This window comes from Pseudemcibacter aquimaris (genome assembly GCF_028869115.1).
In the GTDB taxonomy this organism is placed as follows: Bacteria; Pseudomonadota; Alphaproteobacteria; order Sphingomonadales; family Emcibacteraceae; genus Pseudemcibacter; species Pseudemcibacter aquimaris.
In genome coordinates this window covers 2,926,327-2,943,254 of record NZ_CP079800.1, presented here as the reverse complement: position 1 = coordinate 2,943,254, position 16,928 = coordinate 2,926,327, and the positions used below count along the sequence as shown (strand labels likewise).

21 protein-coding genes and 1 tRNA gene are annotated in these 16,928 nt (G+C 39.1%); 8 read left to right on the top strand and 14 right to left on the bottom strand.

Annotated features, from left to right (window positions below; all coding sequences use genetic code 11):
* Positions 1 to 80: 80 nt before the first annotated feature.
* Both KW060_RS13890 and KW060_RS13885 read left to right on the top strand, forming a co-directional pair.
* Complete coding sequence (locus KW060_RS13890; protein ID WP_249035990.1) at positions 81 to 515, top strand: YeeE/YedE family protein; 435 nt, start codon at positions 81 to 83, stop codon at positions 513 to 515.
* 2 nt (positions 516 to 517) lie between these two features.
* Entirely contained in the window at positions 518 to 928 is a 411-nt protein-coding gene (locus tag KW060_RS13885) for a DUF6691 family protein (protein WP_249035989.1), read from the top strand.
* Positions 929 to 947: 19 nt separating this feature from the next.
* Here the strand turns inward: KW060_RS13885 and KW060_RS13880 are convergent, their stop codons facing one another.
* From KW060_RS13880 to KW060_RS13870, 3 genes are all read right to left on the bottom strand, one after another.
* The gene (locus tag KW060_RS13880; protein ID WP_249035988.1) at positions 948 to 1,187 is read right to left on the bottom strand and encodes a DUF6356 family protein; all 240 of its coding nucleotides are present in this window, start codon (positions 1,185 to 1,187) and stop codon (positions 948 to 950) included.
* Positions 1,188 to 1,352: 165 nt separating this feature from the next.
* Positions 1,353 to 1,814, bottom strand: coding sequence for an Lrp/AsnC family transcriptional regulator (locus KW060_RS13875; RefSeq protein WP_249035987.1), 462 nt, complete (start codon positions 1,812 to 1,814; stop codon positions 1,353 to 1,355).
* A 71-nt stretch (positions 1,815 to 1,885) separates the two neighbouring features.
* Positions 1,886 to 3,274 (bottom strand): FAD-binding oxidoreductase, encoded by a 1,389-nt coding sequence (locus KW060_RS13870; protein WP_249035986.1) that lies wholly within the window; start codon positions 3,272 to 3,274, stop codon positions 1,886 to 1,888.
* Between the two features lie 94 nt (positions 3,275 to 3,368).
* On the opposite strand from KW060_RS13870, the gene KW060_RS13865 reads away from it, so the two are divergent.
* Complete coding sequence (locus KW060_RS13865) at positions 3,369 to 3,875, top strand: thioredoxin family protein (RefSeq protein WP_249035985.1); 507 nt, start codon at positions 3,369 to 3,371, stop codon at positions 3,873 to 3,875.
* The gene (locus KW060_RS13860; protein WP_249035984.1) at positions 3,872 to 4,594 is read left to right on the top strand and encodes an NAD-dependent deacylase; all 723 of its coding nucleotides are present in this window, start codon (positions 3,872 to 3,874) and stop codon (positions 4,592 to 4,594) included. Before KW060_RS13865 ends, KW060_RS13860 begins: the two co-directional genes overlap by 4 nt.
* Here the strand turns inward: KW060_RS13860 and KW060_RS13855 are convergent.
* The 7 genes from KW060_RS13855 to KW060_RS13825 form a co-directional block, all read right to left on the bottom strand.
* Entirely contained in the window at positions 4,583 to 6,853 is a 2,271-nt protein-coding gene (locus tag KW060_RS13855; protein ID WP_249035983.1) for an ATP-binding protein, read from the bottom strand. The genes KW060_RS13860 and KW060_RS13855 overlap by 12 nt on opposite strands.
* Before the next feature lie 95 nt (positions 6,854 to 6,948).
* On the bottom strand, positions 6,949 to 7,725 hold the full coding sequence (locus tag KW060_RS13850) for a tetratricopeptide repeat protein (RefSeq protein WP_249035982.1): 777 nt from the start codon (positions 7,723 to 7,725) through the stop codon (positions 6,949 to 6,951).
* An 8-nt stretch (positions 7,726 to 7,733) separates the two neighbouring features.
* Positions 7,734 to 8,474 (bottom strand): energy transducer TonB, encoded by a 741-nt coding sequence (locus KW060_RS13845; protein WP_249035981.1) that lies wholly within the window; start codon positions 8,472 to 8,474, stop codon positions 7,734 to 7,736.
* A gap of 1 nt (position 8,475) precedes the next feature.
* A complete protein-coding gene (locus KW060_RS13840) occupies positions 8,476 to 8,883 on the bottom strand; it encodes an ExbD/TolR family protein (RefSeq protein ID WP_249035980.1) in 408 nt (135 codons plus the stop codon).
* A complete protein-coding gene (locus KW060_RS13835; RefSeq protein WP_249035979.1) occupies positions 8,880 to 9,440 on the bottom strand; it encodes a MotA/TolQ/ExbB proton channel family protein in 561 nt (186 codons plus the stop codon). Before KW060_RS13835 ends, KW060_RS13840 begins: the two co-directional genes overlap by 4 nt.
* A gap of 1 nt (position 9,441) precedes the next feature.
* Positions 9,442 to 10,827 (bottom strand): MotA/TolQ/ExbB proton channel family protein, encoded by a 1,386-nt coding sequence (locus KW060_RS13830; protein ID WP_249035978.1) that lies wholly within the window; start codon positions 10,825 to 10,827, stop codon positions 9,442 to 9,444.
* A 3-nt stretch (positions 10,828 to 10,830) separates the two neighbouring features.
* The gene (locus KW060_RS13825) at positions 10,831 to 11,622 is read right to left on the bottom strand and encodes a DUF3450 family protein (protein WP_249035977.1); all 792 of its coding nucleotides are present in this window, start codon (positions 11,620 to 11,622) and stop codon (positions 10,831 to 10,833) included.
* A gap of 300 nt (positions 11,623 to 11,922) precedes the next feature.
* On the opposite strand from KW060_RS13825, the gene KW060_RS13820 reads away from it, so the two are divergent.
* Positions 11,923 to 13,242: an ankyrin repeat domain-containing protein gene (locus KW060_RS13820; RefSeq protein WP_249035976.1), complete on the top strand. Its 1,320-nt coding sequence runs from the start codon at positions 11,923 to 11,925 to the stop codon at positions 13,240 to 13,242.
* A gap of 200 nt (positions 13,243 to 13,442) precedes the next feature.
* On the opposite strand, the gene KW060_RS13815 is transcribed toward KW060_RS13820, so the two are convergent.
* From KW060_RS13815 to KW060_RS13800, 4 genes are all read right to left on the bottom strand, one after another.
* On the bottom strand, positions 13,443 to 13,907 hold the full coding sequence (locus tag KW060_RS13815; protein ID WP_249035975.1) for a hypothetical protein: 465 nt from the start codon (positions 13,905 to 13,907) through the stop codon (positions 13,443 to 13,445).
* Between the two features lie 51 nt (positions 13,908 to 13,958).
* Entirely contained in the window at positions 13,959 to 15,251 is a 1,293-nt protein-coding gene (locus tag KW060_RS13810) for a site-specific integrase (RefSeq protein ID WP_249035974.1), read from the bottom strand.
* A gap of 47 nt (positions 15,252 to 15,298) precedes the next feature.
* Complete coding sequence (locus KW060_RS13805; RefSeq protein ID WP_249035973.1) at positions 15,299 to 15,679, bottom strand: DUF6538 domain-containing protein; 381 nt, start codon at positions 15,677 to 15,679, stop codon at positions 15,299 to 15,301.
* A gap of 94 nt (positions 15,680 to 15,773) precedes the next feature.
* Positions 15,774 to 15,861, bottom strand: a tRNA-Ser gene (locus tag KW060_RS13800).
* A 128-nt stretch (positions 15,862 to 15,989) separates the two neighbouring features.
* On the opposite strand from KW060_RS13800, the gene KW060_RS13795 reads away from it, so the two are divergent.
* The 3 genes from KW060_RS13795 to KW060_RS13785 all read left to right on the top strand — a co-directional run bounded on the left by KW060_RS13795 (position 15,990) and on the right by KW060_RS13785 (position 16,928).
* Positions 15,990 to 16,259 (top strand): hypothetical protein, encoded by a 270-nt coding sequence (locus KW060_RS13795; RefSeq protein WP_249035972.1) that lies wholly within the window; start codon positions 15,990 to 15,992, stop codon positions 16,257 to 16,259.
* Between the two features lie 129 nt (positions 16,260 to 16,388).
* Positions 16,389 to 16,574, top strand: a complete 186-nt coding sequence (gene rpmF, locus KW060_RS13790; RefSeq protein WP_249035971.1) for a 50S ribosomal protein L32 — start codon at positions 16,389 to 16,391, stop codon at positions 16,572 to 16,574.
* 153 nt (positions 16,575 to 16,727) lie between these two features.
* Positions 16,728 to 16,928: a YgaP family membrane protein gene (locus tag KW060_RS13785; protein WP_249035970.1), complete on the top strand. Its 201-nt coding sequence runs from the start codon at positions 16,728 to 16,730 to the stop codon at positions 16,926 to 16,928.

Genomic DNA, 16,928 nt, shown 5'->3' with positions numbered 1-16,928 from the left:
TAGTCTGGAATTGTTATAATAATATTCTTATATTCATTTTAAGTTATCATAACCTAAAATATCAAGTTTTGGAGAGTAAAATGACAGAATTTACACCAATCGAATCTTTAGTCGGGGGGACATTAATTGGATTATCTGCAGTGATGCTGATGTTGTTCCATGGCCGCATTGCAGGAGTGAGTGGCATTTTAGGGCGACTTTTACCGCCCTATTCAGGTGGAAAGGGCGGTAACATTTGGCGTCTTGCTTTTGTGCTCGGCATGATCGTCGCGCCGTCACTAGTCATGATGATAACAGGAAATCCAATTGATCATGTGGTTTCAAATGACATGATGACAATGATTGCGGCAGGTTTGATTGTTGGTATTGGCACCGGTATAGGTAGTGGCTGTACAAGCGGGCATGGTGTTTGCGGAATTCCAAGGCTTTCCAAAAGATCAATCATTGCCACCGTTACATTTATGGCGTTTGGTATTATCACCGTGTTTATCATCAGACATGTGGTGGGGGTATAATCATGGGTAAGATTGTTTTTGGATTTTTAGCAGGTCTGCTTTTCGGTATTGGCCTTGTGGTCTCAGGGATGAGCAATCCCGCGAAAGTATTAAATTTTCTCGATCTATTTGGTACTTTTGACCCAAGTCTGATGTTTGTAATGGGTGGTGCTGTCGTGACAGTATTTATCGGTTATAGGCTGGTTTTAAAAAGAGAGCTTCCGATATTAAGCGACGCATTTCAAATTCCAACCCGTCAGGATCTTGATAAGAACTTGATTATCGGTGCGGCAATGTTTGGTATCGGTTGGGGAATTGGTGGGTTTTGCCCTGGCCCTGCGGTTACGGCAATTACACTTGGTAGTGAAGGAATAGCTTATTTCTTTCCGGCAATGATCGTCGGATTAATGATATCTAAAGTGCTAAAATCTTAATAGTTGTTGGCGGGTTTAATTATTCCGCCACAACTTCGCCTGTTTCTTTTTCACGCTTATCGCGGTGGTGAACCATATCGTCCATAAGGCGCGTGATCATTTGACTTCCTGTTTTTTCAAACAGAAACGGAAGAAAGGCATGTACAAGACAAGCCATCAATGCAACGGTCATTTTTGCACAAAAACTAAGTGCTGAAAACATGTGTCCGAAATAAGTTTCGCCAACGGATGCCGGGTGTTCTGTAAACGAAATTTTCATGTAAGCGTCCTTTCACTATCTATTATGAAAGGCTAGCATGGGAAATCCGGAAAGTTATTTCTTAATATGCTTAATTTTTGCGCATGTTGGAAAATTAAACCAATATAAATTATTAAATTAGAATAAAATAAACGTTTAAAAGTTTATTGTGTAATTCTAATCTCATTAAACGTAGTTTAGTGGTAACTTGGTTGTATGCTTAATTTCTTCCATTACAAAGCTAGAGCTGACGTCATAAAGATCATCAATTTTTGAGATAATTTCTTTATATACGCGGTCATATTCTTCGATATTTGGTACAAGGATTTTCAATGAATAATCTGTTTCACCGCTCAGGCGTAAAACCTCGACCACTTCGGGGATATGAATGATGGATGTTTTAAAGTTATCAAGCCAATCTTTCGAATGTTGACTGGTTTTGATATTTACAATCACAGTAAGACCAAGATTAAGCTGTTTTTTATTAACGATGGCGACACGTTTTTCGATATATCCTTTTTCTTCCAGAATTTGCACACGACGCCAGCAAGGGGTGGTTGATAACCCCACTTTTTCCGATAAAGCGGATGTAGAAATTGTTGCGTCTTCCTGAAGGCATTTCAGAATTTTTTTATCAAAATCGTCCATAGTGCACCATTTTTAAAACTTAAGTTTTATAGAATGAAATTCTATGTATCAGAAATGACAGAAAAAATATACTAAAAATTATCCAAATCGAATATCACACCAGGATTTAGAATGTTTTTGGGGTCCAATGTACGTTTTAACAGTCTCATTAGTGATATTTCAGCATCACTGCGACAGTAAGAAAGCCATTCTTTTTTCTCAAGTCCTATGCCATGTTCTGCTGAAACGGCACCGCCAATTTTTCTTAAATGGCCATAAATAATCTCATTTGATTTATGATGAAGTGTCTCGTCCCCTTGATTTGGACAGATAAAAAGATGCAGATTGCCATCACCGATATGACCGATGACATAAATATCGGCATCATTCCATTCACTGAGCAACTCTTTTTCAATATTTTGAATGTAATCGTCCATTTTAGGGATTGGTAGGCTGATGTCGTATAGGAATATCGGCTTATTTTCTAAAATAGGTTCGAACCCTTCACGAACGGTCCATATTGCTTTACGTTCTTTTTCGGACTTTGAAATGATGGCATCATCAATGATGCCTTGTTCAATCGCTTTTTCGAGAGCGTTCATAAAGATTGCCTGATCGCTTTCTGGATCAGAACCACTGCATTCGGTAATGACGTAGTATGACGCATTCCGGTTCATTGGAGGCTTATGACCATCAGGACCTGTGACGGCGTCATAATATTTCCCCCACATGACCTCAAACGCGGTAAGGCGGCTTGCGGTTTCTTTTTTCATCAGGTTTAAAAAATCAGTTACTTTTTCAAAACTGCTTAAGGATGCCATCGCGGTTTCAAGGCTTTTGGGGGCTGTTTCTAGTTTCACAATCAGTTTTGTGATGACACCTAATGTGCCTTCTGTGCCGATGAATAATTGCTTTAAATCATAACCGCTGTTGTTTTTGATGACCTTATTCATTGATGAAAGAATAGTGCCATCAGCAAGAACGGCTTCCATCCCTAGAATATGGTTACGCATCATGCCGTAACGGATCACATTAATGCCACCGGCATTGGTGGCGGCATTACCGCCGACCGTACAGCTTCCACGGGCGCCAAGATCAAGCGGGAAATAAAATCTTTTTTCCGCCACCGCATTTTGCACATTTTCCAAAATGGCTCCGGCTTCTAATGTTATGGTGCCGCCGATTTCGTCAATTTCGATGATTTTGTTCATTTTTTCTAATGAGAGGGCCACATGATCCGGGGTGGTGTTGGCGGCCATGGCGCATCCTGTTAAACCGCCGTGGGTCACGACAATTTGGCCTTCTTCATTTAACATCGATAATATGTTGGATGTTTCCTCGGTTGAACTGGGGCGAATAATGGCTTTCGCTGAAATGGGGGTTGGATCCCAATAGCTTGTGGCCCTATTTGAAATTTGATCGCCTTCAAGAACGGTATTTTCACCAAAATTTGTTTTTATTCTACCGATGACATCAGACATAATTATTTCCATTTCTTGATATAGGCGTTGTGACATTAAGAAAAGTCAGATTATAATCGCGCACATAAATTTGTCGCGATAAAAAGGGTATATTATGAAAATTTTTATGACATTCATTATGGGATTTCTATTCAGCATTTCTGCGGTGACGGCCAATGATGAAAATGCGGACCTGTTAGGGGTGATTGGTCCAGAACAGTTACAAGAAGCACCATATTCAGAATGGTATAATAAAAGCGCGGGTGAATATGAAGTTGATAAAGCATCACTCGCGGATCTTGATGCGCTTATGCAAGGTGTCGAGGTTAAAGTCGTCATGGGTACCTGGTGTCATGATAGCAAACGCGAAGTACCAAGATTTTACAAAATCATCAATGGTCATAACGCCAATATTGAAATGATCGCCCTTGATAGAAATAAGCAAGCGCCGAACGGTGAAATCGATGGTATGGGCATTACCAACACACCGACTTTTATATTTTATAAAAACGGTAAAGAGCTAAACAGGATTGTTGAAACACCCCGTGAAAGTTTAGAAAAAGACACTATCAAGATTTTAAATGGCGAAGCTTATCGTCATTCAAAGATGGCTTCTGAATGATCGAAATTTCAAAAGATACGCCGATTGTTATTTTAACAGGGGCCGGTATTTCACAAGAATCCGGCCTTGCAACATTTCGCGGTGAAGGGGGACTTTGGAAAGGCATTCGGGTTGAAGAAGTCGCTAGCCCCGTTGCCTTTGAAAATCAGCCTGATGTGGTTCATTCATTTTATAATAAACGCAAAGAAAAGTTACTGGCCCCGTCCGTTCAGCCAAATGACGCACATTTTGCCATTAAACGATTACAGGATGAATGGCCGGGTGGTGTTACACTGGTTACACAGAATGTTGATGACCTACATGAGCGTGGTGGATCAACAGACATCATTCATATGCACGGGGAATTATTAAAAGGCAGATGCACAAATTGTGCTGACGTTTTCCCATGGGAAGGTGATATGGACGTGCATTCAGAATGCCCAAAATGTCATTCAACTGGTACCGTTCGCGTGCATGTTGTCTGGTTTGGTGAAATGCCATTGATGATGCCGGAAATTGAAGATGCACTATTAAAATGCGGTCTTTTTATCTCTATCGGGACATCCGGAAATGTGTATCCTGCAGCAGGTTTTGTGCAGGTTGTAATACAGAATCCGGCTTCCCAAACGGTTGAACTAAATCTTGAACCATCTTTAAATGCGCATCAATTTACGCATGGGATATACGGCCCTGCGACCAAAATAGTTCCTGAATTTGTGGATAATTTATTAAGCCGGTAATTTAATTGAAACAACCGTGCCTTTACCGGGTTCGCTGTCAATTTGCAAATATCCATTATGAAGTTTAACAAGTTCATTTACAATTGATAGCCCTAAACCTGTACCTTCGTTTGAAAGTAATGGATCGTCATTTAAACGTGTAAAGGGTTGTAAAATTAACTCAATGTTTTCTTTTTCGATACCTTCACCGGTATCTGAAATATCGATCGTAATATGTTCATCACGGGGATAGACATTGATGCCAATTTTGCCGCCTTTACCTGTAAATTTGATCGCATTGGAAAGCAGGTTGATTATGATCTGATTGATCGCTTTTCGGTCACATTCAATTTGGGGAGATTTATCATCGTACTCAAAACTAAAAATTAGATCTTTTTGGGAAATTAGTGGGGATAATGTGCTGATTTGATCATTAATCAGTTCTTTTAAGTTTATTTTTTCTTTTGTTAATGTTTTCTTATTTGCTTCGAGTGCCGATAAATCAAGAATATCATTAATCAATTCAAGTAAAAATTGGCTGGATTTATGAATATCAGAAATATACTCATTATATTTGGTGTTATTTATTCTACCAAATAACTGGTTCTTCATAATCTCAGAAAACCCGATAATAGCATTAAGTGGCGTCCTCAAATCATGGCTCATATTTGCCATAAATTCGGATTTTGCGCTGTTCGCTTTTTCCAACGCTTTTGTTCTTTCATGTACTTTGGTTTCAAGAAAAATGCCTTGTCCCGTAATAATTGTAATACCTATGGCAATCAATGAAGCGATTATCATTCCGGCGAAACCAATAATGACTGATTGTTCTGATCGTTCATTAATAATGAAGTCTTGTTTTTTATATGCGGACATCTTCCATGTTCTATTAAACATTGGGATGTTTACTTCAATTTTTTCTAAGTTACTATTTATGTTTGATGAAGACTGGAAGAAAGTAACTGGATTATTTTCTTCAGTTATATCTGAAATTATTATCTCAATTCCTTCAGAATCTTGGCTGTTTAAAATATCACTCATCAATGAACCAAGATTTATAACTATAGTAGCAAAACCACTCATTTTGCCGTCATGAATGTTTGCTAAATAAAAAGGTAAAAGTGAATTACCATTTTCATCTGGCGCTTGAACTGGAGCGGTTACTGCAATGGCATTATGTTCCATTGAGTATTGGAAGGCTTTTTTTCTTTCTTCATCAATTAGTAAATCATATACAATATTATTTCCTTCGAATGTGCGAGATGCAAAATACTTAGCGAAAATATAATTTTCACGGTCGGATATGATGCGTCGATTGCCTTGATGCATTTCAAATAACTGAACATTAAGACCGTATTCGCGGTTATATTCATCTTTAAATTGCTCAAGGTTTTCATGTGATACCATCACATTCCAGTTGACATTATTAATATGCGGATTTCGCGGAAGTATAGAATGCGCTAACATAAGAAAACTTTCCCTTGAGAAACCGGCAGGATTATTCGCAACACTATTCATAACATTTAAAAGTGATCTATATGTATCATTGGAACCTTTAATAGTTTCTTCTATATTTGCTACGCGTTGTTCGAAGATTAATGTAAGGCGGTCTCTATCCCATTTTTGCTCTACAATGAAAAGTGCATACGCAATAAGAAACGCGATGAAAGTTATAGTCGATACTATAATGTTACGGTTTTTAGGAAACTGAAATATTGCTAGTGTAATTGTGGTAAAAATGATTACTGAACCTACATCTGCGAGCCACCAATGCCACCATTCTCTAATAAATTCTTCGGTTGTTATTACATTGAAATATAATGCATTAATATTACCAAATGTACTGCCTAGGAATGCAGGGAAGCATCCTGCTACAAGGTAAAAATATAAAATATCTTTGGCTGAACTATAGTCGTTAGGGAATAATTTTAATCGTTTGAGCGCCCATGCCCCACCGACTGCATGCAAAATATTATTAAAAGGAACATAGTAAATAGCAACTGAAGTGGCTTCACTAAATGAGGATCCGGAGAACAACAATTCAAAATTTATATATGATAGAAAACTTGCTAACAGAATACTTGGCCAGATGCGATATCCGATCAATAAAACAAGCGCAAGATTGATACCAGTCACTGGCCAAATGGGGGAAGAAAACCCCTCGAAAACCAACGCATGATAACTGATTTTTATGAGTGTATAGCATAATATGGTCGTAAGAATAATGACCATAAGGTCACGATTTTTAATATTATGCCAGATTTTCTCCCCTAAACTCATACCACTACTATATACTATTACTCGCTATACTGGAAAGTTAACTTAAGAAGTAATTCTTACTTAAACGTTAAGAGGTGCAATTTAGACGCTAATTGTTAAGGATTTAAGGCAATTTGATATTCTGATTTTAGCGCTTTTACCAAAGTTACAGCATCATATGAAATGCCATCCGGCTTTTCTTCAAATAAATGAATGGTCATATTTGCTTTTGGATTAGGAGCACGGGGAATGGAAGGCACGATGTTATTGCTGCCACCTCTTGATGCGCCCATGCTCATGTTATTACGGCTGACAAGAATATCCGCGGTGTCGATATAGGCACTTAAGCTTTGGCTGAATTTTTCATCTTTTAAATAACAATAGCCAAGCATACCGTATATAAGGCCGTCCCCTTGTCCCAGTTCAAGAACTTTGTTCAGATTGGGGTATGCCCCTTCACAATTTTCAAGTTGCATATAGGCAATTGATACATTTTTATATGCCCTTAGAAAATTTGGGAATTTACGAATAGCATTGTTATAATGGGGAATTGCTTCTTCGGCTTGCTGATTTTCAAGATAAAGCTGCCCCAACATATAATCTAAAACGGGTGAGCTATCCGCTTTTAATTTCGGTTCAAGATAAAAAATACCATTTTCAATATCATCTTCGATAAAGGGGAGAAGATCGCTTAAAATAGTTGATTCATTTAAGGATATTTCAGGGCTTAATTCAGTATCGACGCCGTAGGAACCAAGATATCTTTCTACAAATTCCGGATTGTCCCAATCATTTTCTGATAAGGGGAAAAGCTGGGCAAAAGCGGGAACGGGCGCAAGAAAAAAAATAGCAGCCATTAATGTAATCAGATATGTTTTTGAAATCTTAAACATATTATTCCTCAGTTATTCTGCTTTGCACTGTTGTTTTGTCCATTGCGATCTTTAAATTCTATTTCTCTACGGTCTTGGAAAGATAGAAGCGGAATACGAATAGGTAATCTGAATCTAACTCGGCCAACTTCACCATCTTTTGTTGGCGGCGTGTATCTTAATTTTTCAATGTATTCTCTTGTGGCTTCGTTGGCTTCCTGATGGCTTAAGGAAATAAATTGAATAAACTGAACCTCACCAAATTCATTTAGAATGACCAAAGCTTCAGCCTCTACGGCTTCATCACGACTTCTTTCCAGTTCTGGTGGTGTTCTAAACAGTGGGTCATTAACGCTCATGGGAATGCCATCAAGTTCAGAAAGTTGAAACATTTTAATCTCTGCGGCGAAACCTTCCGCGCCTTGGCTTACTTTAAAACTACCAACATCGATCTTGATTGTTAGGTCGCCTTCTAGGCTGGCATCAATCTGCACATCCAGTGGTTCAAGTTCAATTTCTGCTTTTTCTGTTTGGATATCCACTATTTCTTCAATCGGAATTTCTTCTTCGCGCTCTATTTGTTGTTGTGGCGGCGGCGGTGGCGGTGTCACAAGCTCTACGCTACGCATTGTTTCTTCCGGTGCCGGATAATTTTGAAATAGTTTTGAAAGCGGCAATAATAAAAACAATATTAGCGAAAAGAGTAGCGCATAGAATGTTACTCGAATGGGGCTGGATTGATATTTGAATTTAGGGAGTGTGTTTGCCAATTTACCCTCCCGTTCTTGTTGAAACATTAACGTTGGATGCGCCACCTAGCTTTGCTTCATCCAGTACTTTTATCAATAGCTCCGTCGGAACTTGCGCATCGGCTTGTAAGATAACAGGTTGTGCTTCACGGGATGACATGCGGCGCACCAAATTACGGACCCCGACGACGCCGATATTTCGGCCACCATAAAAAACCTGACCATCGGCGGTGATCGCGATCATGATGGATTTGCTTTCCAAATCTTGTTGTGAAATGGCCTGTGGTTTATTTACCTCTACACCGGTTTCTTCAAAAAATACTGTGGTCACAATAAAGAAAATCAACAATATAAATACAATATCAATCAGTGGTGATATGTTAATTTCGCTTGGTTTATTTTCCATATTTAAAAAAAGCCGCCGTTTCATTGATGCACCTCTGATGATTGCATCAATGATCTATTGCATTCGCTTTCTAGTTTTTCAAAAAAGTTATTAAGCTTGTCTCTTTTGGATCTTAATAAGACAAGCATCACAAGCGCGGGTACTGCGATGATTAAACCTATTTGTGTGGTGATCAAAGCTTCGGATATGCCGCCTGCCATCAGGTCTGCCTTTTTAACGCCGACATCATTCATTAGTGAAAATGTACTTAGCATGCCCATCACGGTACCAAGCAGCCCCATCAACGGGGAAACACCAACCAGAATGGTTAGAAAATGAAGACGATTATTCAGAACCGGTAAGTGGTCTGATTTTATAATCAAAATCCTTTCCTTGAGTGTTTTTTTATTGTCGCATTTTTCAAGAATATCCGATTTTAAATCATCATATCCTTCGTCATATTGATAACCGGACAACCTTGAAAATAAGTCAAAGATGTTTGAATACATAAAAATCGCAATTATAAGAAGCGGCCACATCAAAATTCCACCGCTTTGCCATAGCGTGAAAAATTCAGATATGAAATCTGTTAGTTGCTCCATATTAACGTCTCTTGTTCGGTAAGCCGTTCACAAATATAACCGCAAATTTTTCCATATCGGTCATAATGGCTTGTACTTTCCGGCTTAACATCGCGTGCATGATCAATGCAGGGATCGCCACGATCAACCCAAATTCTGTGGTGATAAGGGCTTCCGATATACCGGATGATAATGATTGCGCATCGCCCGTACCGAATAATGTGATTAATTCAAATGTATTGATCATTCCGGTTACTGTGCCGAGCAACCCCAGTAATGGTGCTGTTGCGGCGCTAATGGCAATAAGCGAAAGATATTTTTCAAGCCTTGGTTGGGTATCAAGCATGCTTTCATACATGATCTCTTCAACCAGTTCTTTATTTTCGTCAGCATGATTGACGCCTTGTTTGATCATATCACCGATGGGGTAAGGGATCTGATCTGCTGCGGTTGCGGCTGCGTTTTTATCACCATTTACAAGTGATGAAAGAACATCATGTAAGCTGCCGCGTTCAGGCATTTTAATTCGATAAATCTGTTTTAATTTTATGATTGATGCAATTGTTGAAAGGCCGGCAAATAATAAAATCGGAATGATCCAGATGCCACCTTTACCAATATGTTCGAACAGGCTGTCATCACTATCTTCTATGCTGATGGCTTTACCGTTTGTGACATCTATTGGTAAAATCGTCTGACCTTCAGAATTGATGTTGCTAATTTCTCCTAAACCCGATGTATCGGTAAAAAGATGCGGGATTTCTCCTTCACCAGAAATGACCATTCCGCTTATATCTGATGATGTGTTTTGGTAATAAGCAAGGGGACCAAATCTTGTTACTTGCCCCGGGCTTAAAATGCCGTCTTCTGTAATCACTTCACTTTGATATTGGTCACCGCCTAATGCGCGGCGCATTCTTGCAAATCCCTTATCGATTAATTCCAGTTGGACAGATATTCTATTTTCACCGGTTTGATTGGGGTCTAGTGCATTAAAAGCCGCAAGATCATTTTTATAGTTTTCACGTTCTGTTACATTAAGGCTTCCTTCAAAACGTCTTGCATATTCATCAAGCAAGCTGGTCAGGAAATTGTTTTCTTCTTCCCATTCTTGTAAGTCGTTTCGGATATCCTCAAGCGCGAGCGTATTTGCGTCATTGGCCGCTTGGATTTTTGCGGCTTCACTTCTTAGGGAAAGAATGCTGTTTTCACGTGATGATATGCGCCTTGATAGCGGAATACGTTCTTCTGCGATTTGATCTCTTAATTGATTTAGCCTGTCAATTGCGGCAAGCAGATCACGCTGTGCTGATGTCTGGACCTCGGTAAGTTCTTGCGCGATGACATTGCTTTGAAAAAAGGCGAGAAAAGAAAGAATGAGTATAGCGAGTATTTTGATTTTATTCATTGCTTACTCCTGATCCAGAGTAAGTGGTAATTGAACCAATGCAGGGCTTTCGCGGTTTTCATAAATATCAATGGCATTCAATATGTCACCAGATAGACCTGCTTGTTCTTGCCAAACCCAACCGGTGCCATCGGCATTATTGGATGGCGAGCCGACACCTGCTGTTCTTCCTGCTTCATCGGCATAGTAAGCATTGGAAAGCCCGATAAATAATAATTTTACCTCGATCCGTTCACCTGATGGAATTTCTCTTACCTCTCGTGTGACAGTAATGGAATTATCAAAATCTTGTATTGTGCTTAAAATATTTATGAGGTTTTGTGCACGTTCACTAAGTGAATATTGGCCGGAATTGATCAGGTTTAATCTATTGATAAGTGGACCCATTTCATCACGCAAAATAGTCGGTAGTCTGTTAACAAGCTGGATTGCCTGTCGTTCGAATAAGGAAAGTCTTTCCTGAATGATGGCGGAATTACCCTGATACTCTTCGCGTTTGGCAATGAGTTCCAAACGTTCCTGGTCAACACGTGATGTATCCTGTTTCGCGTTATCAATGGTTTCACGTAAGATACGTTCTTCTTGCCCAAGTGAAGAAAGGACATCATTCAGCAATTGTTCTTCTTCAGCCCATGATGATTGTTCTTGCGAGATTGCTTTTTCGGTTTCAACCCATTCTTTAAGGATATTACGTGTGTCAGATAATGGATCGGCCATGACCACGTTACCCCCCAAGGATAATATCATGATCATGGCCGGCCCAAACCATTTTGATACGTATTTTACTAATGTCATTTTGCCCCTCAAAAAAATTGATCTAATCTATTTATGTTATCATTTATTTTGGTTGTATATTATTTTTTATTACAACTATAATAAGATTGTTATCAATTAATTGTAGAAACAGTACATCAAAAGTGATATGTATGCAACTTAAATTATAGTTGGTGCAAAATGCATAATTAAGTTTCCGATAAAATTATGCTTCACTCAATTCAAGTGTAATCACGAATATGTGAAGCGTGATTTAGAATTTTGATTTCTGCATTTTTGATGCTTATCATATAATCATCGGCGAAGGTTGAGGTGTCCATGATGCGAAATATTCAAAAAATTGTGATGTGTCTTTTGGCATTTGTATTCCTTTTTCCGGTGGCGCATGCGCGGAAATTTGATGCGACGCTCTCATATATTATGGTAGAGCAAAGCAAAAGAGATGAAGAACATTTCATAAAAGAGTTAAGCAAGAATTTTACGGCCGTTCAGCCATTTGATATTTCGCGCAATACAAATTTCTATCTATATTTTTTTGCAACGGACGAAAATTATATTCAATTTGACGTTGATGCTAGAAATTTGGAAGAACTGGTTGGTGAGGATGCGGCATCAAAGCGTGCAGCAGGTGATTTGGGTTCCAGACGTGAACGGGTCACCGATACAGCGAGGGGCATGCGATCCCAATATTCATCGGGTGCCAGAACATCCGAAGTTAAGATTGTTGCAAAACCTTTTAAAGGTACAATGGTGCTATATAATTCATATGGTACTGAATTATTCCGCGTGGAAAGTCAGGATCATTATAAAACCGAAAGTGCCGCCTTTAAAAATACAATTAAACAAATACGACGCCAAATTGACCGCCAAGATGACAAAATGGCGATCCGGCAAAAATACAGATGCTTATTTTGTGACTATAACGATTTAAAGGAACGCCAGAAAAATAATGTGGATCATATAGCCTACATTGCGCATCAAGATGTGTTGAACCAACTTTATGGTAATGTCGTTGAAAATGAACTTCCGACTGGTTTGGTGCCTTATGCGAATATATATCAGTCTTTAAATGAATATGACACACTAGAAGATTTATTGGATACGGATGCGGTTATATTTGATAACCAGCAAGAAACTCGCAGGTTACCCGGCCACCTGATAAATGAAATTCTTAAAAGCGATGCTTCAGATGAACTTATTCAAAAGATAGCAACCGCATACAAAAAAACGAATTTTCAGGAATTAGACCGAAATAATCTGACACCGCTTTGGTCCGCAATAACCCAGAATGATCTTGAATTGATGTCAAAGTTAATTTCGCTTGGGGCTAATGTTAATCAGTCAACCAATGTTGATGGTAATCATTTAACGCCGCTTATGTTATCGGCACAATATGGTACTGCTGAAACCACAAAATTATTGTTGGAAAAGGGCGCCAGAGCTGAACAAATGACACCAAATGGATTTACGGCATGGTCTAGCGCTATGTGGCTTGCAAAATACGAACAGGCGGATTTGCTCTGGCCAGAGTTTTTGTTGGATACTTCATCCATAGAAGCACAAAACTTGTTAATTCAGGCGGCATATTATGGCCGCGTTGAAAAGGTTATCTCTCTAATGGTTTTTAAGCCTTCTCTTTGAAGTCCTCCCAAAATCGACTTCATTTTAAGCGCAAACTCATCTGCGTCTAGTTTATTGATCTGTGCTAGCTTTACTCCGTTTATTCGGTTTAACTAAAGATGAGAATGAAGGACGTTCAGGAATAGATGCCCATCTTGAGTTTGAAGGTGCGTCCTTGCCATTTGAGTTGAAGACTACATCCAACGGTTCAGTTACTACGGTCAGAGATTTTGGGCCAGATCATATTGAGAAATGGAAGGATAGAGGGCATTAAATGATGTTCCTGCCTTCTTCGAAGGATATACATTTCCTGATATCTTATTAACCTCCTTAGAGCCGCCAGTTTTCTTGAAATGGTATTTGCAGGTGATAGGGGATATATCATCCAGATCAAGCGTAATTGGGTTTGGTAGGAGGTCTAAAGCAGCCCCCACAATGTCTTTAGTGAAGTTGATATGGGTCTCTTCCCATTTGACTTTTAGTTTGTCTATGCGGGGTTTTAGGAAGCCAACAGTAGCATGAGGATATGTATGTCTAGTATATGTATAAGCTAGTATATCACTATACTTAGTATTCTTACTTATATGGTCTTCCCAATCTATGTGATCAGGAATTATTCCGTGCTTGTTAAGGGAATAATCATTGCAATTAATTGCACTAGGTTGGGCATTTATTTTTACTGACAATTGTTTTCCTTGTGCTTGCTTAATATATCATTTCTTGTTTTTACTATCAATCTACTTCTCAATTAAATGGTCAAGATTTAAGTCATATTCCGCTAGGTCAATGCATTTCTTTAAAAGCTTAAGGTCGTCTTTAAGGTAGGTATCATCTTGGTCAGCTTGTGCGTGGCCAGAAAGAAACTTTCTGTCCTCACTATTGCCTCCCCCCTTGTGTAACGCATTAATAAAATTATGCCGTAAGGAATAGTTAACAAGACCCTTTCGTTTTAAATTTAACCGCTTCAAATCCTCAGTAAATTTACGGCCATACAAATCTGAATAAGTCCCCGTTTCCATTTTCCCTTTTTTGCTACGTTTGATTTCATCAAATATTCTGACATTACCATCTTCCTTGCGGGAGTTTAGGAAATCAAGATAGCCCAATCTAATTAGCTCTTTGTGGATTGGTATTCTTCTCGCGGCTGCTTTGGATTTTAATGATTTCACAATGTCATTGTTAGAGGTATCATTAACATCAAAATACCAAATACCACTCTCTTGTTTCACGTCACAAATTTCCATTTGAAAGAGTTCGGCAGGTCTCATGCCTGAATATATTGTAATAACTGGTGCCCAGAAATAAACGTCCCGATAGATATTCTTGCCGGGGGAGTTTACTTTTCCTGGTGATTTGATGCCAGTATAATAAGGGCAGTTAAACCACGCCTTCAACTCGGCAGTAGTAAACACCTCTCGTTTGTCTTTTTTTATGGTTTTGTCTTTAATGTGTAGACCAGAAACCAAGTTTGGGCGCAAGCCTTCTTCATCTATCAGCCATGTAACGAACGTTTTTATAAAACCCCATTTCTTCTTTGCGGTGGCAGGTGCAGGTGCCGTTTCGCCTTCATCTAATTCTATGGCTTCTTGAATAGTTAGACCATCGAACTTGTCATAGTTATTCATGCTGACTGGTATCCACGGAATTGTACTCCATACTTCTTTCATAACTGGACGCGTTAGTCTGGTTATAAGTCTATCACCTAGAATATCGACCATAACTTGGAGGTTCTTCTCCATTTCATATGCTGTCTTCCCTTTCCAAGTAGATCGTTTTTCAGCAATAAATTCTGTGATCTTAGTAGAAAGTAAAAGTTCTTTGGGATCACGGCTAAATGAAAGCGAAATCACTCCATCTATTTCACCGTGTTGAGTTTTAAACAGGTCGTCTTTGATCTTTCTTTCGGCGATGTTGCCTTTTAAAGTTTCAATGTAAATGCGATATATTTCAGCGTTAGCACGCGCTATTCCCATTAACAACTGTCGTTTTAATGCACTAGGTTTTGGATAATTATATTCATGTTCTTCCAACAACTCTTTTGCATTGTAAATAGTGCCTTCAGAAAATGAGCCACTTATTATTTCTTTGGCATACTCATTTTGATTTTTTGTTCATCGGACAATTCATGATCAATGTCGAAATTTGGTACTGACATATCTAGGCCAAGCAAGACTTCTCGTTGCTCGTATTCCTCTTGGAAGTAAACTTGAATTAAATCATCTACTATTTCTTTGGATAGCTCTTTGTTGTGATCCATTGCCCCCACCATTTGTTCGAGTGATTTTGCGTTCCTGCTTAATCTTAGACATTTTTCTGCGGCTTTGTCTATATCGCTGGTGTTGAGGGATTTCCAGATTTCTTGTCGGAAGAGGGCGGTGGAGGCTTCTTTATTGAAACGGTATCTGAAATAATATTGACCGTTTCGGTTGTATAAGTGCGGGTGTCTATTCTGTCTCATAACACATCCTGTGTAGCAGTTTGTGTAGCAGAAAAGCGGTGGAGGTTTCCCAATAATGGGGAAAACCCTAGTATTGTGGGGTTTCTCGAAGTGCTGGAGGAGAGGAAGGGATTCGAACCCTCGAGAGCTTGCGCTCAACACACTTTCCAGGCGTGCGCCTTAAACCGCTCGGCCACCTCTCCTTTGATCAGTATCAAGGGCGCAATATAACGTTCTTTTGAAATGACGCAAGTTTTTTGCACAGTTTCTTTATTTTCCCTCTTTTATTGATAATCGTGAGGCGTTAGTGTGATGTTCAGAGGGAGCAATCATGATCATAGGACGGTTAATTGGATATATTTCACTCTGCCTGATGTTCATGGTTATGGGCGCGGAAGGTTTAAGATTGCTTGAGGGAAATAGCGAAGGCTGGATATCATTATTTGATGTTGTTCAAATTTCAGGAATTGTACATTTAGAATCGGAGACTTCAAGTGGCGCATGGCATGATCTTTTGAATTCTTTATTGCGACTCCCGGCGATTTTTACGCTATTATTCTTTGGTCTGTTGTTTCCATTTATGTTTCGAAAGACATTTTAGCAAAGATTGCCTAATATTCGTTCGATTTTCCAAGAAACACTTGACATTAGACCCAAGTTTAACGATAAGACACTGTTTTTGAGATTCAGGACCCTTAAGTGTGGTCTTTTAAGATATTAGGAAAATAAAATGGCAGTTCCAAAGAGAAAAGTATCACCACACCGTCGTGGTAACCGTCGTTCACACGACAGTTTAAGCGTTGACACATATGTGGAAGACCAGGAAAGCGGTGAGCTTCGCCGTCGTCACCACATTGACCTAAGCACAGGTAAATATCGTGGCCGTCAAATCCTGGAGCCAAATGACGATTATTAATCGTTAAGGCAATAAAGATTTATAGAAAATCCCGTCTGAAATATCAGTCGGGATTTTTTTTGTGGTTTTGGTAAATTTTTGATTTTGATCAATTCAGCTTTTGGTGATTTCGTTACATAACGGCTTATATGAAATTAAACATAGGAAAATGTTATGAAAGCAAATGTCGGATCGATTGATCGTTTAGCCAGAATTATCCTTGGGGCACTCTTAATGTATCTTGCCTATTCAGGAACGGTCGGCCCATGGGGATGGCTTGGTGCTATATTCCTGTTAACAGGGATTTTAAGTTCCTGTCCGATCTATACGGCGCTTGGGATCAGAACATGCAAAAGTGAAGAAAAAAGCGAATAG